This window comes from Streptomyces sp. NPDC054794, assembly GCF_053611585.1.
The window spans coordinates 65203-84352 of sequence record NZ_JBSHAQ010000014.1; the positions used below are offsets into that span (position 1 = coordinate 65203).

The window sequence follows — 19150 nt, forward strand, 5'->3', positions numbered from 1 at the left end:
GCGGCGCACGCCGCCGTCCCGGGTCGGGCGGTTGCTTCAGTTAGGTGAAGTGGCCGCCGGGCGTCGCGAGTTGACGCACCGCGCCGACGGGCAGCACCCCGTCGCAGGCGGTGGGCACCAGCCTGCGTCGGTCGAGGATTTCAGCCTGCGCCGGTCGAGGGGGTCAGCGGGCCTCCGCCGCGCGCAGTTCCTCCTGGGTCGGGGCCGTGCCGCCCATGTGGGCCGGCAGCCACCAGGAGTCCTCCGGGCCCTTGGGGCGCGCGGGGTAGGAACGCTGGGCCGTGTCCAGGAGGTCCTGGACGCGCTCGCGCAGTCGGCGCGTGATGGCGCCCGCGTACTGCTCGCGGGAGGCTTCGAGCGCCTCGCCGACGCGGATGGTGATCGGGGTGTGGCTGCGCTTGAAGTTGCGCGGGTGCCCCTTGGTCCACAGCCGCTGCGTGCCCCACACCGCCATCGGGACCAGCGGCACGCCCGCCTCCTGCGCGAGGCGCGCCGCACCCGACTTGAAGCTCTTGAGGGTGAAGGACTGCGAGATCGTGGCCTCCGGGAAGACGCCGATGACCTCGCCGGACTTCAGGGAGTCCAGCGCGTGCGCGTACGCCGCCTCGCCCTGGTTGCGGTCCACCGGGATGTGCTTCATCCCGCGCATCAGCGGGCCGGAGATCCTGTGGCGGAAGACCGACTCCTTGGCCATGAAGCGCACCAGGCGCTTCTGCGGGAGGGCCGCCAGACCGTTGAAGATGAAGTCCAGGTAGCTGATGTGATTGCTCACCAGCACGGCGCCGCCCGAGCGTGGGATGTTCTCCGAGCCCTTGCAGTCGATCTTGAGGTCCCAGGCCTTGAACATCGTCAGGGCGAGACCGACGACGGGACGGTAGACCAGCTCTGCCATGGGGGCGGTGGACCCTTTCTGCTCTGCCTGGGAAAGGGGTCTCCCGGCGCGAAAGTTACGCAGCCGTAGGTTTACGGCGTCTCGCAGATCGTGCCCGAAGAACGGACGGGTAGCCAGTCCTGGTGCCGCGGTTCGGCGAGATCCTCGTCACGTCGGCCTACGACCCACCTTGGTCTTCTAAGAGGCCCTTACTACGTACGTACTGTGATGCGCCCGGGCGAGCAGGGACAACTCGCGGACCGTGTACGGCGCGTGGCCGCCGCGGCCCATGAGTCGCCCATGGGCCGATGTCCCGGTCGAGCGCTCCGCAGGGGAAACTCGTCGGGGATGCGGGAATCTTCGCAGGCGCGTGAACGCTGTTGTGGAGATGCCGGATGTGCCGGAGGTGTCAGGGATATCGCGGATATCACATAAATCGGAGATACCGGAACAGGTGGACGGAAAGGGGGCGTTCGGGTGCGCGGGCGGAACGACGGGAAGCGGCTCGGGGCGGCCGAGTTGGGCGGCGCGCTCGGCGAACGCGCCACGCTCGTACAGTTCTCCAGCGCCTTCTGCGCCCCGTGCCGGGCGACCCGGCGCGTGCTCGGGGAGGTGGCCGCGATGGTTCCCGGCGTCGCGTACGTCGACATCGACGCCGAGGCGCACCTGGACCTCGTACGCGATCTGGAGATTCTGAAGACGCCCACCGTGCTAATCCTCGACGCGGACGGCCGGGTGGTGCGGCGCGCCACCGGACAGCCGCGCCGGGCCCACGTCATCGCGGCACTCGGAGAGGCGGTCTGACGGTCGTGCCGATCAAGGTGAGGCATCTCCCAGATGCCGGGACGTACTTGACTGCGTGTACCACCTATCGTCAGCCTGACCCCATGCCTACGGAACTCCTTCTCTTCGGGCGGGCCCACGTCGACCTGGTCCGGTACGCGAGCGCGCGCTGTCCGGGCCGTTGAGCGGCAACGGATCCTCCCCTCTCGGCCTCGCTCCACCCGGGGACCCTCGGGTCCCCTCCCGCAGAAGGACAACTCCATGACGGCCACGCCCGACCTCGGCGCCTTCCAACTCGCCTCGCCCGATCTGCTGCGCTCCGCCTTCCGGCGGCATGCCGCGGGTGTCGCGGTGATCACCGCCCGCGGCGACCTGGGGCCGGTCGGCTTCACCGCCACCTCCCTCAGCTCCGTCTCCGCGGAGCCCCCGATGCTCTCCTTCGCCATCGGCACCGGCGCCTCCAGTTGGCCCGCCGTGGCGACGACCGACCACGTCGGCGTCCACATACTCGGCGAGCACCAGCGGGAGCTGGCCGCGACGTTCGCCCGCAGCGGCGCCGACCGCTTCGGGGCGCCCACCGCCTGGCGGGAGGGGCCCGAGGGGGTCCCCGTGCTGGACGACGTCCTGGTCTGGCTGGTGTGCCGGATCGTCGCCCGCGTGCCCGCCGGCGACCATCGCCTCGTGCTGGCCGAGGTCGTCCTGGGCGACCCCGCGGGCACCGGCCGCCCGCTCCTCTACCACCAGGGGCGGTTCAGCGGTCTGCGGGATTGATCACCGCACGTCCGTCCTGCGGAGTCGTCGGGTACCGGTTACGCTGCGTTGCGAAGGTCACAGTTCAAAGCGCTTGCTTAGCGGGAACGAACTCGGTGTACTGACGAGTAATATTTCGTTCGGAGCGCGCGGACGCCCCGACCGGGATCGGCCGCTTCAGGCGCCTATGCTGCCTGCAAGAGGCAGCCCAGAAATGACGATGCAGTAGGAGAGCCGGCGTGAGCTTGAGGATCGTTGTCACTGTGAAGTACGTGCCCGACGCCACTGGCGACCGGCACTTCGCCGATGACCTGACCGTCGACCGCGACGACGTGGACGGTCTGCTCTCCGAACTCGACGAGTACGCGGTCGAGCAGGCGCTGCAGATCGCCGAGAACTTCGACGGGGAAGGCGACGCCGAGGTCACCGTGCTGACGGTCGGCCCGGAGGACGCCAAGGACGCGCTCCGCAAGGCCCTCTCGATGGGTGCCGACAAGGCCATCCACGTCGAGGACGACGACCTGCACGGCACCGACATCATCGGCACCTCCCTGGTGCTGGCCAAGGCCATCGAGAAGGCCGGCTTCGACCTGGTCGTCTCGGGCATGGCCTCCACCGACGGCACCGCCGGTGTGGTCCCCGCGCTGCTCGCCGAGCGCCTGGGCGTCCCGCAGGTCACCCTGCTCTCCGAGGTCTCCGTCGAGGACGGCACGGTCAAGGGCCGCCGCGACGGCGACGCCGCCTCGGAGCAGCTGGAGGCCCAGCTCCCGGCGGTCGTGTCCGTCACCGACCAGTCGGGCGAGGCGCGTTACCCCTCCTTCAAGGGCATCATGGCGGCCAAGAAGAAGCCGGTGGAGTCCTGGGACCTGTCCGACCTGGACATCGACGCCGAGGAGGTCGGCCTCGACGGCGCCTGGACCAAGGTCGACGCCGTGGCCGAGCGCCCGGCCCGCACGGCCGGCACCATCGTCAAGGACGAGGGCGAGGGCGGCAAGCAGCTCGCTGAGTTCCTCGCGAGCCAGAAGTTCATCTAAGGCTCGCACCCGCTGACCGCCCCTCAACTTCGTTACGCAGGAGAGCAATCCCATGGCTGAAGTCCTCGTCTACGTCGACCACGTGGACGGTGCCGTCCGCAAGCCCACCCTGGAGCTGCTGACCCTCGCCCGCCGCATCGGCGAGCCCGTCGCCGTCGCGCTGGGCAACGGCGCCGCCGACACCGCCGCCGCGCTCGCCGAGCACGGCGCCGTGAAGGTCCTCACCCACGACGCGTCCGAGTACGCCGACTACCTGGTCGTCCCGAAGGTCGACGCGCTGCAGGCCGCCTACGAGGCCGTCTCCCCGGCCGCCGTGCTGGTCCCGTCCTCCGCGGAGGGCAAGGAGATCGCCGCCCGTCTGGCGCTGCGCATCGGCTCCGGCATCATCACCGACGCCGTCGACCTGGAGGCCGGCGACGAGGGCCCCGTGGCCACCCAGTCGGTGTTCGCCGCGTCCTTCACCACCAAGTCCCTCGTCATCAAGGGCACCCCGGTCATCACGGTCAAGCCGAACTCGGCCGCCGTCGAGGCCGCCCCGGCCGCCGGCGCGGTGGAGGCCCTGGCCGTCTCCTTCTCCGAGAAGGCGACCGGCACCAAGGTCACCGGCCGCACGGCGCGTGAGTCGACGGGCCGCCCGGAGCTGACCGAGGCCGCGATCGTGGTCTCCGGTGGCCGTGGCGTCAACGGCGCCGAGAACTTCGCGATCATCGAGGCCCTCGCCGACTCCCTCGGCGCGGCCGTCGGCGCCTCGCGTGCCGCGGTGGACGCCGGCTGGTACCCGCACACCAACCAGGTCGGCCAGACCGGCAAGTCGGTCTCGCCGCAGCTGTACATCGCCTCCGGCATCTCCGGCGCGATCCAGCACCGTGCCGGTATGCAGACCTCGAAGACGATCGTGGCGATCAACAAGGACTCCGAGGCCCCGATCTTCGACCTGGTCGACTACGGCGTGGTCGGCGACCTCTTCGACGTGGTCCCGCAGCTCACCGAGGAAGTCAAGTCCCGCAAGGGCTGATCCCCGCCAGGCCGTACGAGGCCCCCGTGACCGCTCCGGTCACGGGGGCCTCGGCTCATCCCAGGGTCAGTGACGCCTGCACGGGCAGGTGGTCGCTGGGGAACTGGCCGTCCCTGGAGAAGGTGTTGATCGTCGCCCGCTCGGCCGTTACCCCGGGTGTGGCCAGGATCCAGTCGATGCGGTAGCCGTCCGGGACGAGCGGCTTGTAGCCGTGGAAGGTGCCGTACAACGGGCCGCGCACGGCGGCGGCGTCCCAGGTGTCGACGAGACCCGCGCCCGGCATCGCGTCGTAGACCGAGTTCCAGGGAGTGGTCGAGGCCGGCGATCCGCTGCCCCATCAGAGAGGCGCTGCAGAGAGGCGCTGCGCAGCCGCGCGTACTGGCTCCTGTGGGCGAAGTGCGTGTTGAGGACGTAGAACTCCTGTCCGTCGTCGCGCAGATCACGGAAGCGGACCCAGGTGACGACGCGGGGGAACGCGGCGCCCCAGGTGTTCGAGCGGATCACCTCGGGGGTGTCGGAGAGCCAGAAGGTGTAGTGCTCGACCGGGGCCGGCCGCCGGCTGTCGTAGAAGATCGCGGCGGATGCGTCGCGGCTGCCGCCCTCCCGACCGGTCCCGATCCAGTCGTAGTGCGGTCCGAGGTCGGAGTCGATGTCGCGGAGCTGCTGGTAGAGGCCTTCCTGGGTACCGATGACATGGGGGTGCGCGCGGCGCTGCAGCGCGTGCATCACCGGTCTGCGGACGGCGAGGTCAGTGCTGTACTGGAGAGGGGCCGGGTGACCGCGGTGGCGAGGGCGGCCTTGAGGCCCATGCGGCGCGTGACTCGGCTGTGGTTCGGCACAGAGGCTCCTTCGGTGGAACGGCCGGGCGAGTCGTGTGAACGGAATGACGGGGTGTGGCCCTCCACGGACACTCCATGGACATGGTGTTGACCGGTCCGAAGGTCCCCGGATAACTTCATTCAACGGATTGTTGATTCCGTAGAGCGGAAATATGGAGGGTGTGGGATGGGTCAGGGCCAGGAGAAGCCGGCAACGAGCCTCGCGGGCGCCGTCAGCGAGGAGATCAGCGCCTCCCTCGCGCCGGTCGACGCCGAGCTGGAGCGCCGCTACCCCGGAGACCCCGGCACCCGTCAGCCCGTCCACACCGTGTACGTCCCCGGGGACGTCTTCGCCGCCGACACCATCCGCTCCTGGGGCGACCGGGCCCTCGCCGCTCTCGACGAACACGCCCCGGACGCCGCCTCCTTCGCCGCGGTCCTGGGCCTCGCCGACGAGCTCGCCGAGCCGGTGTACTCCCGCGTCCGCGCCAAGCTGGAGCGCGAGCCCGTCGAGGACCTGCGCGTAGACTTCGAGGACGGCTACGGCCCGCGCCCGGACGCCGAGGAGGACGCGGCGGCCGCCCGCGCCGCCCGGCTGATCGCCGAGGCGTACGCGGCGGGCACGGCGGCCCCGTACATGGGCATCCGCATGAAGTGCATGGAAGCCGCCGTACGGGACCGGGGCATCCGCACCCTCGACATCTTCCTCACCGGTCTGGCGGAGGCCGGCGGCCTGCCCGAGGGGCTCGTGCTGACGCTGCCGAAGGTCACCTACCCCGAGCAGGTCACCGCCATGGTCCGGCTCCTCGAAGCCTTCGAGAAGGCGCGCGGCATCGAACCCGGCCGGATCGGCTTCGAGATACAGATCGAGACCAGCCAGTCCATCCTCGCCACCGACGGCACCGCCACCGTCGCCCGCATGATCCAGGCCGCCGAGGGCCGCGCCACCGGACTGCACTACGGCACCTTCGACTACAGCGCCTGCCTCGGCGTCTCCGCCGCCTACCAGGCCGGCGACCACCCGGCCGCCGACCACGCCAAGGCGATCATGCAGGTCGCGGCGGCCGGTACCGGCGTCAGGGTGTCGGACGGCTCCACCAACGTGCTGCCGGTCGGCCCGACGGAGAAGGTCCACGACGCCTGGCGCCTGCACTACGGCCTCACCCGCCGCGCCCTGGCCCGTGCCTACTACCAGGGCTGGGACATGCACCCCGGCCACATCCCCACCCGCTACGCCGCCGTCTTCGCCTTCTACCGCGAGGGCTTCGAGCAGGCGGCCGCCCGCCTCGCCCGCTACGTCGACCGCACCGGCGGCGACGTGATGGACGAGCCCGCCACCGCCAAGGCGCTCGGCGGCTACCTGCTGCGCGGCCTGGACTGCGGCGCGCTCGACATCGCCGAGGTGGCCCGGCTCACCGGGCTGACCCGGGCCGACCTGGAGGGCTTCGCGGCGCCGCGCCGGGGCGACCTCACGGCCTTCGCTCCCTAGGGTCTTTCGTTTGGATCATGCCGGGCTCGCGGGGTCTGGCACCGTGCCTCGCCGCGTTGTCGTCGGTTGCCATGGCTCCGCCATGGCGCCCTCCTCCGTCTTGCGATGCACGGCACCAGACCCCGCTCCCTGATCCGGCCCGGTCCAATCGAAAGACCCTGGCGGCCGGTCCCCGGGCCCGGTCCAGCGGGCGGCGACATACCGTTCGAGCCCGGACGCCGTCACCCACTTCTGCTCCGCGAACAGCCGCGTGCCCCGCTCGCACAGCCCGGCGTCGGCACGCGCCCGCGCGCAGAACTCCTCGGGCGTCACCCCGAACAGCTCCCTGAGCCGCGGTGACCGCACGAGGAGCTGGGTGAGCAGCGCCCGCTGGCCGGGATGCCCGCGCGGCGCACCGGTGCCGTTGTGCAGCACCCCGTGCCGGTTGACGTATGCGAAGGCGCCGGGGAGCAGTGTGCCGTCCGCCAGCTCGATCCCTACGTCCGGCGCGGGCAGCCAGGCCCGGTCGTAGTTGCCGTGCGGCAGCGGTACGCCCTCGCTCGCGTCGACCACGGCCAACTGCCGTGCGTCCAGCCAGCCGAGGAACAGCTCGCGTGGTTCTCCGGGCGCCTCGACGGGCGACGCGGAGACGTACCCCAGGCGGCTGACGTGCGCGGAGACCCCGATGCCCACCCCGGTGACCGCGGCCTTCACCATCGGGACGGGCGAGGTGATCCCGAACGCGTCCATCTTCCGGCGGAGTTGACCCGGGCACGCGTTGGAACCGACCGACAGGACCGGCACCCGGTCCCCGTGCACCAGGCGCTCCAGCGGCAGCATGCGGTCCCCGTGCAGGAGTCCGGAGTCCGCGGGCCAGGCGCCCGGATAGGTCAGCGGATGGTCGCGCGGCGCCTCGGCGAGGCCCAGCTCCTCCAGCGTGCGGCCGATCATCGGCGACTCAGTCCGCCGGTGGCAGCTCGCCCGAGCCGCGGGTGATCAGCCGGGTGGGCAGCTCGATGCGCTCCGGCATGACGAGGGTTCCCTCCAGCTGGCGAAAGAGGCGCTCGGCGGCGGTACGGCCGAGGGCGGCCGCGTCCTGGGCGACCACCGTGACACCCGGCTGGAGCAGGTCGGCGAGCTCGATGTCGTCGAAGCCCACGAGGGCGACGGGGCGGGAGTGCTCGGCGAGCACCCGGATCACGGTGACCGTCACCCGGTTGTTGCCGGTGAAGATCGCGGTGACGGGGGAGGGGCCGGAGAGCATCTCCTGCGCCGCCCGGCGCACCCGCTCCGGGTCGGTGGCCCCCAGGGACATCCAGGCGTCCTCGACGGGTATCCCGGCGGCGTCCATGGCGGCCCGGTAGCCTCGCAGTCGCTCGGCCGCCGTGTGGATGCGCGGCATGTCGCCGATGAACCCGATCCTGCGGTGCCCGTGGGCGATCAGGTGGGCGACGCCGTCCCGGGCGCCGCCGTAGTTGTCGGACAGGACCACATCGGCGTCGATCTTCCCGGCCGGGCGGTCCACGAACACGGTCGCGACGCCCGCCTTGATCTCCGGCTCCAGATAGCGGTGGTCGTCCCCGGCCGGGATGACCACCAGGCCGTCCACGCGCCGCGCGCACAGCGCCAGCGCCAGCTCCTGCTCGCGCTCCGGGTCCTCCGCGCTGGACCCGTTGATCAGCAGCGCGCCGTGGGCGCGGGCCACCTCCTCCACCGCGCGGCTGAGCGGGCCGTAGAAGGGGTCGGCGAGGTCCTCCAGGACCAGGCCGATGCTCGCCGTACGGCCCTTGCGCAGCACCCGCGCGCTGTCGTTGCGGCGGAAGCCGAGCGCGTCGATGGCCTCCTGGACGCGGCGTTCGGTGTCCGGCGTGACGCCGGGCTCGCCGTTGACCACGCGCGACACCGTCTTGAGTCCCACCCCGGCGCGTGCCGCCACGTCCTTCATCGTCGGGCGGTTGCCGTAGCGGCTTCCGGTGAGGGCGGCTGCGCGGCGGGGGGTCTCGGGCACGATGCGGAATCCTGTCCTGTCGTCCACGGGGGATGCGTAGGTCCATGGGTTTGTATGAGGATGTGGCGTCGAGCATAGAGCCTGGACAACGTTGTCAGATGCGGGAGACACTGTCCACCGCACTTACCGGCCCGCGCCCCCACCGCCGGACCGGCCTTGGTTCTTCGACGGTTGTTCTCATGTTTGACGGGGAGATCTGACTCTGATGCACACCGACCTCGTGGCGGCGCTCGACATCGGCGGCACCAAGATTGCCGGCGCGCTGGTGGACGGCCACGGACGGATCCAGGCGCGCGCCCAGCGTCCGACGCCCGCGCAGGAGCACGGCGAGACCGTCATGCGGGCCGTGGCGGAGGTGCTCGGTGACCTGGCCGGGTCGCCGCTGTGGGAGCGCGCAGGCGCCGTCGGTATCGGCAGCGCGGGCCCGGTGGACGCCTCCGCGGGCACGGTGAGTCCGGTGAACGTGCCGGGTTGGCGGGACTTTCCGCTGGTCGAGCGGGTGCGGGCGGCCTCGGGCGGGCTCCCGGTGGAACTGATCGGCGACGGTGTCGCGATCACCGCCGCCGAGCACTGGCAGGGCGCGGCCCGTGGCCACGACAACGCGCTGTGCATGGTCGTCTCGACCGGCGTCGGCGGCGGCCTGGTCCTGGGCGGCCGTCTGCACCCCGGGCCCACCGGCAACGCGGGGCACATCGGTCACATCAGCGTCGACCTCGACGGCGACCCGTGCCCGTGCGGCTCGCGCGGCTGTGTCGAGCGGATCGCCAGCGGCCCCAACATCGCCCGGCGCGCGCTGGCGCAGGGCTGGCGGCCCGGACCCGACGGCGACACGTCGGCGGCCGCGGTGGCCGCCGCCGCTCGTGCCGGCGACCCCGTCGCGATGGCCTCCTTCGAGCGGGCCGCGCAGGCGCTGGCCGCCGGGATCGCGGCCACCGCGACCCTCGTCGAGATCGACATAGCGGTGATCGGCGGCGGCGTGGGCAAGGCGGGCGAGGTCCTCTTCACGCCGTTGCGCAAGGCCCTGTCCGACTACGCGACCCTCTCCTTCGTCCGGCGGCTGACGGTGACGCCGGCGCAGATGGGCACGGACGCGGGCCTGGTGGGCGCCGCCGCGGCCGCGCTGGCCCGGAGGCCGGACGCGACCGCGGGAGTCTGACACCGGTTGCCCGGACGCGACGCCACCGGCCGGCGGGAACGTTCGGCCGGAAGCGGTCGCGCCCTCGACGGGCATCGGCTCAGCAGCTGATCCGGGCGTCCGCCCAGTCCGCGTGGTCCGAGTCGATGCCGTCACCGCTGTCGGTGACGACCAGCCGGACCACCTGGGCGCCGGTCACGTCGGCCGTGATCGGCTGGGCGGGCATCGCGTTGGTGAGGATGCCGGTCGAGGCGACCTTGGTGCCGTCGGCCCAGACCTCGAAGGCGACGGTGCCCTTCGCGCCCTTCTCGTCGTCGACCCCGACGTCCGCGGTGACCGTCTCGCACGCCTTGCCGGTGTAGTACGCGACGGCACTCTCCGCGTGCACGCCGAGTCCCTTGGCGTACACCGCTCCGCCGAGGGTGAGGGGGTGGCCGTCGCCCGCGGCGCTCTCCCCGTTGCTGGTGTTGCGTTCCACGGGCCCCCAGCCGTTGGTGGTGGACAGCCACGGCAGGTCACCGAGGTACGACGTCCCCGAGGGCGGCGGCACCGCCACGGAGGCCGTCAGCGGCAGTGTGCTGTCGACGCGTGCCCCGGACGGTGAGCGGTAGCGGGTCCGGAGCGTCAGGTCGTACGAACCCGTCGGCGTTCCCCGAGGAGCGGTCACCTTCCAGCCGGTGCGCAGCGTACGGCCCGTCGGCAAGGCGGCAGCCTTGGTGGCCGAGGTCGGGGTGAGCGTCCAGCCCTCGGGGCCGGTCAGGGACACGGACACCCGCTCGGCTGGGGTGCGGCCGAGGTCGGTGACCGTGGTCGTGAGCGCGGCCGGTGTGCCCGCCTCCACGAAGGGGCTGCCCTCCAGGCCGAGTTCGACGGCCGGCGGGTGCGTGGCCCACTGGGGGTCGGCCGCGACGCGGACCAGGACCGTGCCGTGGGCCGGGACGGTCGCGGAGACGGTGCCGGCGGTGTTGTAGCTCCGGTGCCGCCACAGGTCCCGCAGCGTGTAGGCGGGGGCGTCCGGCAGGCCGACGGCCCGGGCGGTCGTCGCTATCCGCTGGGCGGTGCCGGACTCGTTGAACAGGGCCACGGTGCGGCTGCCGTCCGCCATCTCCTTCGCCACGACCCAGCGTCCGCCCTCGGACGAGACGACGGTGCCCTGCTTGCCCAGCGGGTCCTGGTCCACCGCGACGACCTCCTTGTCGCCCAGGATGTCGAAGGTCGCCGGGGACGCCTTGCGCAGGTCGGTGCCGATGAGCAGCGGGGCCGCCATGACCGACCAGAGGGAGAAGTGCGAGCGGTACTCGGTGTCGGTCATGCCGCCGTTGCCGACCTCCAGCATGTCGGGGTCGTTCCAGTGGCCGGGGCCGGCGTACGGCGCGAGCGGGAGGTTCTGTTTCAGGATGGACAGCATCGAGCCCCAGCTGTCGCTGATGTCCCCGGTCGTACGCCACAGGTGGCCGACGTCCGCCGCCCACTCCCAGGGCTTGTTCGCGCCCCACTCGCAGATGCTGTAGACGATCGGGCGGCCCGTCGCCCTGAGGGCGTCGCGCATCGTGGTGTAGCGCGCCTTGGCGTCCACACCCTGGTTGTTGCAGTTGTCGTACTTGAGGTAGTCCACGCCCCAGTCCGCGAACTGCCGGGCGTCGCTGTACTCGTGACCCAGGCCGCCCGGGAAGCCCGCGCTGTTGCACGTCTTCGTGCCCGCGCTGGTGTAGATGCCGAGCTTGAGCCCCTTGGCGTGCACATAGTCCGCGACGGCCTTGATGCCGCTGGGGAAGCGGGCCGGGTCGGGGACCAGTTTTCCGTCCGCGTCGCGGTTCGGCAGAGCCCAGCAGTCGTCGAGGTTGACGTACTGGTACCCGGCATCCTTCAGGCCCTTCGCGACGAAGAGGTCCGCGATGCCCTTCACCATGGCCTCGTCGAACTCCGCCCGGCAGTGCGTGGAGTTCCAGTTGTTGAAGCCCATCGGCGGTGTGCGGGCGAGGTCGTCCGGCAGGACGGGGGACTTCGGGGCGGGGGCCGCCGGGGCCTCGGGGGGTGCGGCGGCGACGGCGGGCGCGGCGAGTCCCGCCGCGCACAGGAGTCCCGCGGTGAGCGCTCCGACCACTCTTCGGCGGGTAGTGCGGGTGTGAGGGTGACGCATCGTTACGTTTCCTCCGACTCGCGACAGTGGGATGACGGCATGTGCGCGTCATCGGTGCGCGTTTACGGTAGGACGTGTTGGACTGTGGTGGAAGGGGTGCGGTAACGTTGGTTCGATATCCCGTCAAAACCCTTGACGGCAGGGTCGGTTGAGGGTGAGATCCAACCCACGCGTTCGGTTGTGTTGAATCGCACCCCGGGGAAGGGGCAAGGGAACAGCCCTGGTGGGGTCGGTTCGCCCTGCGCCCTCGGACGTGGCAGGACATCGGATGTTCCGACGCGATCACCTGGCCACGCGGACCGCCCGCCGGGTCAGTGGAACTCGTGGACGACCTCGATGGCGCCGACGATGTGGGCGTTGAACTCGTCCAGCTCCTCGGCGGGCACCCACAGCTCCAGGATCGTCTCGCCGCCCGCCTGCTGGACGGGATAGCGGCCGAGGAACTCCGAGTCGACCTCGAAGCGCGTCACGAATCCGGCGCCGTCGTGCTTGACGTTCCAGTCCCGGGCGATCCTGACCGCGTAGTCCTCGTTGAGGACCGGATAGAAGATCGGTTGCTCGGGCAGCCGCGGCGGCCAGGCACGCCAGTCCAGCTCACGGACCAGGTCCAGCTCCTTGGGGCCCGTGGGGCGCCAGAGCGTGGTGGTCGGTCGGGGGCTGGTCATGGGAAGCGCCTTCGGTGTCGTGGGCCCGCGCGTTCCGGGCAGGCCTGCGGCTCGGACGATACCGGTGACGTGATCATGTGGCCACGGGGTTTCGTCCCGGGAACCGCGGTGATCCGCGTGACCCTCGACCGTCTGCGTAGTTGATCCGGGCATGAAGAAGCGCAGCATGCTCGCCATCGCCTCCCTGGCCACCGGATTCGTCGTGGCCGCGATCACCCCGTCCCACGGCGCCGAGGACCACGCGCAAGGCGATCTGAACGTGTCGGACACCCTCGACACGGTCGGTCACCTGGTCAGCGAGGACAGCTTCGCCGTCGACCAGAACGCCCTGGGACAGGAGTAGAAAGGGACGAAAGGTGTCGTGCGGTGCCGGTGCCCCCCCCGCGGGGCACCGGCACGCCGCCGGTGGGCCCCCTCAACTGGGGCTGGTTTCCGTGGCAGTGTGGAGCGGGCAAGCCACTGGGGGCCAATAGAAGAGGGGGAGTCCGTGACGGTCGTCTGGATCAACGGCGCGTTCGGTGCGGGGAAGACCACCACCGCACGGGAACTGATCGAGCTGATCCCGAACAGCACGCTCTTCGACCCCGAGGTCATCGGGGGAGCACTCACGCACCTGCTGCCGCCCAAGCACCTCGCCGAGGTCGGCGACTTCCAGGACCTGCCGATGTGGCGACGGCTCGTGATCGACACGGCCGCCGCGATGCTCGCCGAGCTCGGCGGGACGCTCGTGGTGCCGATGACCCTGCTGCGCCAGGAGTACCGCGACGAGATCTTCGGCGGCCTCGCCGCCCGCCGCATCCCCGTCCGGCACCTCCTCCTCGCTCCGGCCGAAACGATCCTGCGGGAGCGGATAGCCGGGCGGGAGGTCCCGCCGGACCTCCCCGACGGCGAGATGCGGGTCCGCCAGTGGTCGTACGACCACATCGAGCCCTACCGCGCCGCCCTCGCCTCCTGGCTCACCGCCGACGCCCACCTCGTCGACACCAGCGCCCTCACCCCCTACGAGACGGCCGTCCGCATCGCCGAGGCCGTCGGCAGCGGCGTCGTCGCCCCGTGCGACATCGTCCAGACCCCGGAACCCACCGCCGAGACCGTGGCGTCCGGGGTGCTCCTGTTCGACGAGCGGGACCGCTTCCTGCTCGTCGATCCCACTTACAAGGCCGGCTGGGAGTTCCCCGGCGGAGTCGTCGAGTCCGGGGAGGCCCCTGCCCGCGCCGGGATCCGCGAGGTCGCCGAGGAGACGGGTATCCGGCTGGAGGACGTACCGCGACTGCTCGTCGTGGACTGGGAGCCGCCCGCGCCCCCCGGCTTCGGCGGACTGCGACTGCTCTTCGACGGCGGCCGCCTCGATGCGGCCGAGGCCGGCCGACTGGTGCTGCCCGGGCCCGAACTGCGCGAGTGGCGCTTCGTCACCGAGCAGGAGGCCGCCGACCTGCTGCCGCCCGTGCGCTACGAACGCCTGCGCTGGGCCCTGCGGGCGCGCGAGCGTGGTGCGGCGCTGTATCTGGAGGCGGGGATCCCGGTGGGCTGAGGCCCGGGACCGCGAGCGCGGCCACCGGCGGAGCGATGGGCCACCGGCAGGGACGCATGGCCACCTGCGCGGCCCCGAGGTCACCGCCACGGCCCCGTGATCAGCCCGGCACCCCGTACGCGTCCGCCGCCTTCCTCAGTACCGTCGAGGCCCGCCCGACGACCGGATCGCCGTGACCGAAACAGGCCACCTCGGTGTCGAGCTCCGCCAGACGGCGGAAGGACGCGAGGGTGCGGGCGCGGTCGAGGTTGAGGACGCCGGGCATGACCGAACCGGTCACGGGCGACGCGGCCACCGCGTCGCCCGTGAACAGCACACCGTGTTCCGGCAGATGGATCGCGATACTGCCGTCCGTGTGACCCGGGGCGTGGACCACGCGGGCGCCGCCGCCGAAGTCGAGGACGTCACCGTCGGACAGCTCGCCGACGCTCGCCGGGCGGACCGGGTCGCCCGGGGGCAGGTGCTCGGCCGCCGCGGCGTGGATCGGCAGCTCCCAGTCCTCGAAGACCGGCGGCGGCCCGGGGAGCTCACCGCGGACGAACGGCGCGTCCGACCGGTGCGCCAGCACCCGCGCGCCGCTCAGCGCGGCGAACTCGCCCGCCCCGCCCACGTGGTCCTCGTGGAAGTGAGTGAGCACGATCCGCCGTACGTCCGACGGGGCCCGCCCCAGCGCCGTGACCGCGTCGGCGATCGTCCGGCCGGCACCGATCGTCCCGGCGTCGATCAGCGTCGACTCGTCGCCGTCGCGCCAGAGATAGGCCTGGCCGACCGGGAAGCGCAGGAGGTGGAGGCGGGGCAGGATCTCGATGACGTCCATGCGCCGACCGTAGGGAGGGCCCCGCCCGCGAGCGAGGGCCCTCGGCTGTCGGCAGAACGGTTCAGCCCGCCGCGTAGTTGCGCAGGAACAGCGCCTCCGCCACCGAGAGCCGCTCCAACTCCTCGGGGGACACGCTCTCGTTGACCGCGTGGATCTGCGCCTCCGGCTCGCTCAGGCCGATCAGCAGGATCTCCGCCTCCGGGTACAGGTTCGCCAGGGTGTTGCACAGCGGGATCGAGCCGCCCTGACCGGCGTACTGCATCGTCTCGTCCGGGTAGGCGACCGCCATGGCCTCGGCCATCGCCTGGTACGCCGGGCTGCCGGTGTCGGCACGGAACGCCTGACCCTGGCCGACCTGCTCGATCCGCGCCCGGGCACCCCACGGCGTGTGCGCCTCCAGGTGGGCCTCCAGGAGCTTGGTCGCCTCGGACGCGTCCACGCCCGGCGGCACGCGCAGGCTGATCAGGGCGCGGGCGCTGGCCTGCACGGACGGGGTGGCGCCGACGACCGGCGGACAGTCGATGCCGATGACCGTGACGGCCGGGCGGGCCCAGATCCGGTCGGCGACCGGGCCGTCGCCGATCAGTCCGACGCCGTCCAGCACCTTGGCGTCCTTGCGGAACTGCTCCTCGTCGTACTCCAGCCCCTCCCACCGGGTGTCGGGGGTGAGCCCGTCGACGGTCGTGGAGCCGTCCTCGGCGCGCAGCGAGTCCAGGACCCGGATCAGCGCGGCCAGGGCGTCCGGGGCGGCACCGCCGAACTGGCCCGAGTGCAGGTTGCCCGCGAGGGTGTCCATCTGCAGCCGGACCATGGTCATGCCGCGCAGGGTGGTGGTGACGGTCGGCAGGCCGACACGGAAGTTGCCCGCGTCGCCGATGACGATCGTGTCCGCCGTGAGCAGCTCGGGGTGCTGCTCGGCGTACCGCTCCAGGCCGCCCGTGCCCATCTCCTCCGAGCCCTCGGCGATCACCTTGACGTGCACCGGGACGCCGCCGTTCGCCTTCAGGGCGCGCAGCGCGAGCAGGTGCATGATCAGGCCGCCCTTGCAGTCGGCGGCACCGCGGCCGTACCAACGGCCGTCGCGCTCGGTCAGCTCGAAGGGCGGGGTGGTCCAGGCGGCCTCGTCCAGCGGCGGCTGGACGTCGTAGTGGGCGTACAGCAGAACCGTCTTCGCGCCCTCGGGGCCGCGCAGGTGGCCGTAGACCGACTGGGTGCCGTCCGGGGTGTCGAGCAGGGCCACGTCCTCGAAGTCCTCGGCGCGCAGCGCGTCGGCGACCCAGTTCGCGGCGGCCTCGCTCTCGCTCCTCGGGAACTGGTCGAAGTCCGCCACCGACCTGAAGGCCACCAGCTCGGCGAGCTCGGCCTTCGCTCTGGGCAGCAGCGAGGCCACGGTCTCGGCGACCGGATTCGACGACATGGGCACGCTCCTCGTAGGTGCGACGTTGTACCTGTGGATACACCGATCCTCCCACAGTGGCCTGCGACGACAGCCGCCGTAGGATGCGGGGGACAGGTGCGGCGGACGGCTTTGATCGGAGCAGCGGACCATCGTGAGCGGCGAGAACTCTTCGGCGGACGACGTGCAGCGGGTGTGGGACGTCGTCGTGGTGGGCGCGGGACCGGCGGGCGCCTCGGCGGCCTACGCGGCCGCGGTCACGGGACGGCGCGTGCTGTTGCTGGAGAAGGCCGAGCTGCCTCGCTACAAGACCTGCGGCGGAGGCATCATCGGCCCCTCGCGGGACGCGCTGCCGCCCGGCTTCGAGCTGCCGCTCAGGGACCGGGTGCACGCGGTCACCTTCTCGAACAACGGGCGCTTCACCCGTACCCGCCGTTCCAAGCAGATGCTGTTCGGGCTGATCAACCGGCCCGAGTTCGACCAGCAGCTCGTCGAGCACGCGCAGAAGGCCGGTGCCGAGCTGCGGACCGGCGTCACCGTGCAGCGGGTCGAGCAGCACGGATCGGCCGTGCCGGACCGGCGTACGGTCGCCGTCGTGCTGCAGGGCGGCGAGACGCTGCTCGCCCGGGCCGTGGTGGGCGCCGACGGCAGCGCCAGCCGGATAGGGGGACACGTCGGGGTCAAGCTGGACCAGGTCGACCTCGGCCTGGAGGCGGAGATCCCGGTGCCGCAGACGGTCGCCGAGGACTGGCAGGGCCGCGTCCTCATCGACTGGGGCCCGATGCCCGGCAGTTACGGCTGGGTCTTCCCCAAGGGCGACACGCTGACGGTCGGTGTGATCTCGGCGCGCGGCGAAGGCGCCGCCACCAAGCGGTACTTGGAGGACTTCATCGCCCGGCTCGGGCTCGCCGGCTTCGAACCGTCCATCTCCTCCGGGCACTTGACCCGGTGTCGGGCCGACGACTCGCCGCTGTCGCGCGGCCGGGTGCTGGTGTGCGGCGACGCGGCGGGGCTCCTGGAGCCGTGGACCCGCGAGGGCATCTCGTTCGCGCTGCGCTCGGGGCGGCTCGCGGGGGAGTGGGCGGTCCGGATCGCCGAGGCGCACGACGCCGTGGACGCCCGACGCCAGGCCCTGAACTACGCGTTCGCGATCAAGGCGGGCCTGGGCGTCGAGATGAGCGTCGGCAAGCGGATGCTGGCGGCGTTCGAGCGTCGGCCCGGACTGTTCCACGCGGCCCTCACCGGATTCAGGCCCGCGTGGCGCGCCTTCCGGGACATCACGCGGGGCTCGACGTCCCTGGGCGAGCTGGTCCGCAGCCACCCCATGGCCCAGCGCGCCCTGACCGCGCTGGACCGCCGGCCGACCGCCGCGGCGGAGGAGGAGCCCGTCAGCTCTTGACGGTGACCCGGAAGACCGGGTGGTTGGGGGCGATGCGGCGCAGGTCGTCGTCGGGGGAGTCGGGGCCGACCCCGTCGAAGAAGATGCCGACCTCGGCCTTCCAGCGCTTGAGGTAGGCGCGCAGCAGCGGGACCTTGTCCTCGTCGGCGATCTCGGTCGCGGTGAACACGTCCACGTTCTTGCCCAGCCGCAGCTCGCCGCCGCCGGCCGCGCGCATGTTGTGCGTCCACTGGACGTGGCCGCGCGGGGCGAGCAGGTACTGCTGTCCGTCCACGGTCAGCAGGTTCACGGGGGTGGTCCGCCACTCGCCGCTCTTGCGGCCGCGCACCGCCAGGACCCGGGAGCCCCACACGCTGAGGCCGCGACGGGTGAGCCAGGCGACGAAGCGGTTGAAGACGTTGACGGTGAACCAGCTGGGCTTCTTGACGTGCGTGGACGTGGACATGGAGACCCCCTGAGTGTGGGAGAGCACTGCTCTCACTATTCGGAGAGCAGTGCTCTCGCTGGGCAAGAGTGTGCCCGAGATCGGCGCTCGCAAGCAAGAGCGGTGCTCTCGATTGTGTGCACCGCTCTCGCTCCATGGCAGACTGCTCCCATGAGCACCGCAAAGGGCGCCCGCGCGCGAGCCAGGATCGAAGTCACCGCGGCCATCAAGGACGAGGCCCGCAGACAGCTCGCGGCGGACGGTGCCAGCAAGCTCTCGCTGCGGGCCGTGGCCCGCGAGCTCGGCATGGTCTCCTCCGCGCTGTACCGCTACTTCCCCAGCCGCGACGACCTGCTGACCGCGCTCATCATCGACGCCTACGACTCCCTGGGGGAAGCCGCCGAGGCCGCCCATGCCGAGGCCGGTGACGTCGCCCCCGCCCGGCGCTGGGTCGCCGTGTGCGAGGCCGTGCGCGGCTGGGCGCTCGCGCATCCCCACGAGTACGCGCTGATCTACGGTTCGCCGGTGCCCGGCTACTCGGCGCCCGAGACGACGATCCCGCCCGCGGCCCGCGTCGGCGTTCTGTTCATCGGCATCGTGCGCGACGCGTTCCAGCGACGCGGCGTGGCCCGTACCCCCGTCCCCGCCGAACTGGAGCCGGAGGCCCGCCGCATGGCCGCCGATCTGGCGCCCGATCTCCCGCCGGATGTGGTCGTGGCCCTGGCCGCCGCCTGGTCGCAGCTGTACGGGCTGGTCGGGTTCGAGCTGTTCGGGCAGTTCAACCGGGTGGTGGAGGACCGCGCGGCGTTCTTCCGGCACGCGGCGGCCCGGCTCGCCGACGGGGTGGGGCTGGTCTTCCCGTAGGACGTCCGGCCTCCCGGGATGTCCGGCCTCCC

18 protein-coding genes and 1 pseudogene are annotated in these 19150 nt (G+C 71.9%); 10 read left to right on the plus strand and 9 right to left on the minus strand.

The genetic code is table 11. From position 1 onward, the window contains the following. Positions 1 to 163: 163 nt before the first annotated feature. Entirely contained in the window at positions 164 to 892 is a 729-nt protein-coding gene (locus ACWGKT_RS16990; protein ID WP_235460872.1) for a lysophospholipid acyltransferase family protein, read from the minus strand. 414 nt (positions 893 to 1306) lie between these two features. Here ACWGKT_RS16990 and ACWGKT_RS16995 point away from each other — a divergent pair, with 414 nt between their 5' ends. The 4 genes from ACWGKT_RS16995 to ACWGKT_RS17010 all read left to right on the plus strand — a co-directional run bounded on the left by ACWGKT_RS16995 (position 1307) and on the right by ACWGKT_RS17010 (position 4453). Next, a complete protein-coding gene (locus tag ACWGKT_RS16995; protein WP_453274333.1) occupies positions 1307 to 1675 on the plus strand; it encodes a TlpA family protein disulfide reductase in 369 nt (122 codons plus the stop codon). Positions 1676 to 1915: 240 nt separating this feature from the next. Then, a complete protein-coding gene (locus ACWGKT_RS17000) occupies positions 1916 to 2425 on the plus strand; it encodes a flavin reductase family protein (RefSeq protein ID WP_453274245.1) in 510 nt (169 codons plus the stop codon). A gap of 218 nt (positions 2426 to 2643) precedes the next feature. Then, complete coding sequence (locus ACWGKT_RS17005) at positions 2644 to 3438, plus strand: electron transfer flavoprotein subunit beta/FixA family protein (protein ID WP_356150212.1); 795 nt, start codon at positions 2644 to 2646, stop codon at positions 3436 to 3438. Between the two features lie 52 nt (positions 3439 to 3490). After that, positions 3491 to 4453 carry an electron transfer flavoprotein subunit alpha/FixB family protein gene (locus ACWGKT_RS17010; protein WP_453274246.1) on the plus strand — a complete coding sequence of 321 codons (963 nt, stop codon included), beginning with the start codon at positions 3491 to 3493 and terminating at the stop codon, positions 4451 to 4453. Between the two features lie 55 nt (positions 4454 to 4508). Here ACWGKT_RS17010 and ACWGKT_RS17015 read toward each other — a convergent pair. Further along, positions 4509 to 5292 (minus strand): annotated as a pseudogene (locus ACWGKT_RS17015) (endonuclease/exonuclease/phosphatase family protein). 166 nt (positions 5293 to 5458) lie between these two features. On the opposite strand from ACWGKT_RS17015, the gene ACWGKT_RS17020 reads away from it, so the two are divergent. After that, positions 5459 to 6760, plus strand: a complete 1302-nt coding sequence (locus ACWGKT_RS17020; RefSeq protein ID WP_453274247.1) for a DUF6986 family protein — start codon at positions 5459 to 5461, stop codon at positions 6758 to 6760. Positions 6761 to 6775: 15 nt separating this feature from the next. Here the strand turns inward: ACWGKT_RS17020 and ACWGKT_RS17025 are convergent, their stop codons facing one another. After that, positions 6776 to 7690 carry a hypothetical protein gene (locus ACWGKT_RS17025; RefSeq protein WP_453274248.1) on the minus strand — a complete coding sequence of 305 codons (915 nt, stop codon included), beginning with the start codon at positions 7688 to 7690 and terminating at the stop codon, positions 6776 to 6778. A 7-nt stretch (positions 7691 to 7697) separates the two neighbouring features. Then, the gene (locus ACWGKT_RS17030; protein WP_453274249.1) at positions 7698 to 8747 is read right to left on the minus strand and encodes a LacI family DNA-binding transcriptional regulator; all 1050 of its coding nucleotides are present in this window, start codon (positions 8745 to 8747) and stop codon (positions 7698 to 7700) included. A gap of 205 nt (positions 8748 to 8952) precedes the next feature. Here ACWGKT_RS17030 and ACWGKT_RS17035 point away from each other — a divergent pair, with 205 nt between their 5' ends. Next, positions 8953 to 9903, plus strand: a complete 951-nt coding sequence (locus ACWGKT_RS17035) for an ROK family protein (protein WP_453274250.1) — start codon at positions 8953 to 8955, stop codon at positions 9901 to 9903. A 79-nt stretch (positions 9904 to 9982) separates the two neighbouring features. Here the strand turns inward: ACWGKT_RS17035 and ACWGKT_RS17040 are convergent, their stop codons facing one another. Both ACWGKT_RS17040 and ACWGKT_RS17045 read right to left on the minus strand, forming a co-directional pair. Beyond that, positions 9983 to 12022 carry an NPCBM/NEW2 domain-containing protein gene (locus ACWGKT_RS17040; protein WP_453274251.1) on the minus strand — a complete coding sequence of 680 codons (2040 nt, stop codon included), beginning with the start codon at positions 12020 to 12022 and terminating at the stop codon, positions 9983 to 9985. A gap of 311 nt (positions 12023 to 12333) precedes the next feature. Continuing rightward, positions 12334 to 12687 carry a hypothetical protein gene (locus ACWGKT_RS17045; RefSeq protein ID WP_453274252.1) on the minus strand — a complete coding sequence of 118 codons (354 nt, stop codon included), beginning with the start codon at positions 12685 to 12687 and terminating at the stop codon, positions 12334 to 12336. Positions 12688 to 12838: 151 nt separating this feature from the next. Between ACWGKT_RS17045 and ACWGKT_RS17050 the strand changes: the two genes are divergently transcribed. Both ACWGKT_RS17050 and ACWGKT_RS17055 read left to right on the plus strand, forming a co-directional pair. Beyond that, positions 12839 to 13030, plus strand: coding sequence for a hypothetical protein (locus tag ACWGKT_RS17050; protein WP_356151481.1), 192 nt, complete (start codon positions 12839 to 12841; stop codon positions 13028 to 13030). Positions 13031 to 13174: 144 nt separating this feature from the next. After that, the gene (locus ACWGKT_RS17055) at positions 13175 to 14218 is read left to right on the plus strand and encodes an NUDIX hydrolase (RefSeq protein ID WP_453274253.1); all 1044 of its coding nucleotides are present in this window, start codon (positions 13175 to 13177) and stop codon (positions 14216 to 14218) included. A 100-nt stretch (positions 14219 to 14318) separates the two neighbouring features. Here the strand turns inward: ACWGKT_RS17055 and ACWGKT_RS17060 are convergent, their stop codons facing one another. Continuing rightward, the gene (locus ACWGKT_RS17060; protein ID WP_453274254.1) at positions 14319 to 15035 is read right to left on the minus strand and encodes an MBL fold metallo-hydrolase; all 717 of its coding nucleotides are present in this window, start codon (positions 15033 to 15035) and stop codon (positions 14319 to 14321) included. Between the two features lie 61 nt (positions 15036 to 15096). Then, positions 15097 to 16452, minus strand: coding sequence for a M20/M25/M40 family metallo-hydrolase (locus tag ACWGKT_RS17065; protein ID WP_453274255.1), 1356 nt, complete (start codon positions 16450 to 16452; stop codon positions 15097 to 15099). Positions 16453 to 16585: 133 nt separating this feature from the next. On the opposite strand from ACWGKT_RS17065, the gene ACWGKT_RS17070 reads away from it, so the two are divergent. Continuing rightward, positions 16586 to 17830, plus strand: coding sequence for a geranylgeranyl reductase family protein (locus tag ACWGKT_RS17070; RefSeq protein WP_453274256.1), 1245 nt, complete (start codon positions 16586 to 16588; stop codon positions 17828 to 17830). On the opposite strand, the gene ACWGKT_RS17075 is transcribed toward ACWGKT_RS17070, so the two are convergent. Further along, the gene (locus ACWGKT_RS17075; RefSeq protein WP_453274257.1) at positions 17820 to 18275 is read right to left on the minus strand and encodes a nitroreductase family deazaflavin-dependent oxidoreductase; all 456 of its coding nucleotides are present in this window, start codon (positions 18273 to 18275) and stop codon (positions 17820 to 17822) included. The genes ACWGKT_RS17070 and ACWGKT_RS17075 overlap by 11 nt on opposite strands. Positions 18276 to 18425: 150 nt before the next feature. Between ACWGKT_RS17075 and ACWGKT_RS17080 the strand changes: the two genes are divergently transcribed. Next, positions 18426 to 19118 carry a TetR/AcrR family transcriptional regulator gene (locus tag ACWGKT_RS17080; RefSeq protein WP_453274258.1) on the plus strand — a complete coding sequence of 231 codons (693 nt, stop codon included), beginning with the start codon at positions 18426 to 18428 and terminating at the stop codon, positions 19116 to 19118. Positions 19119 to 19150: the final 32 nt, after the last annotated feature.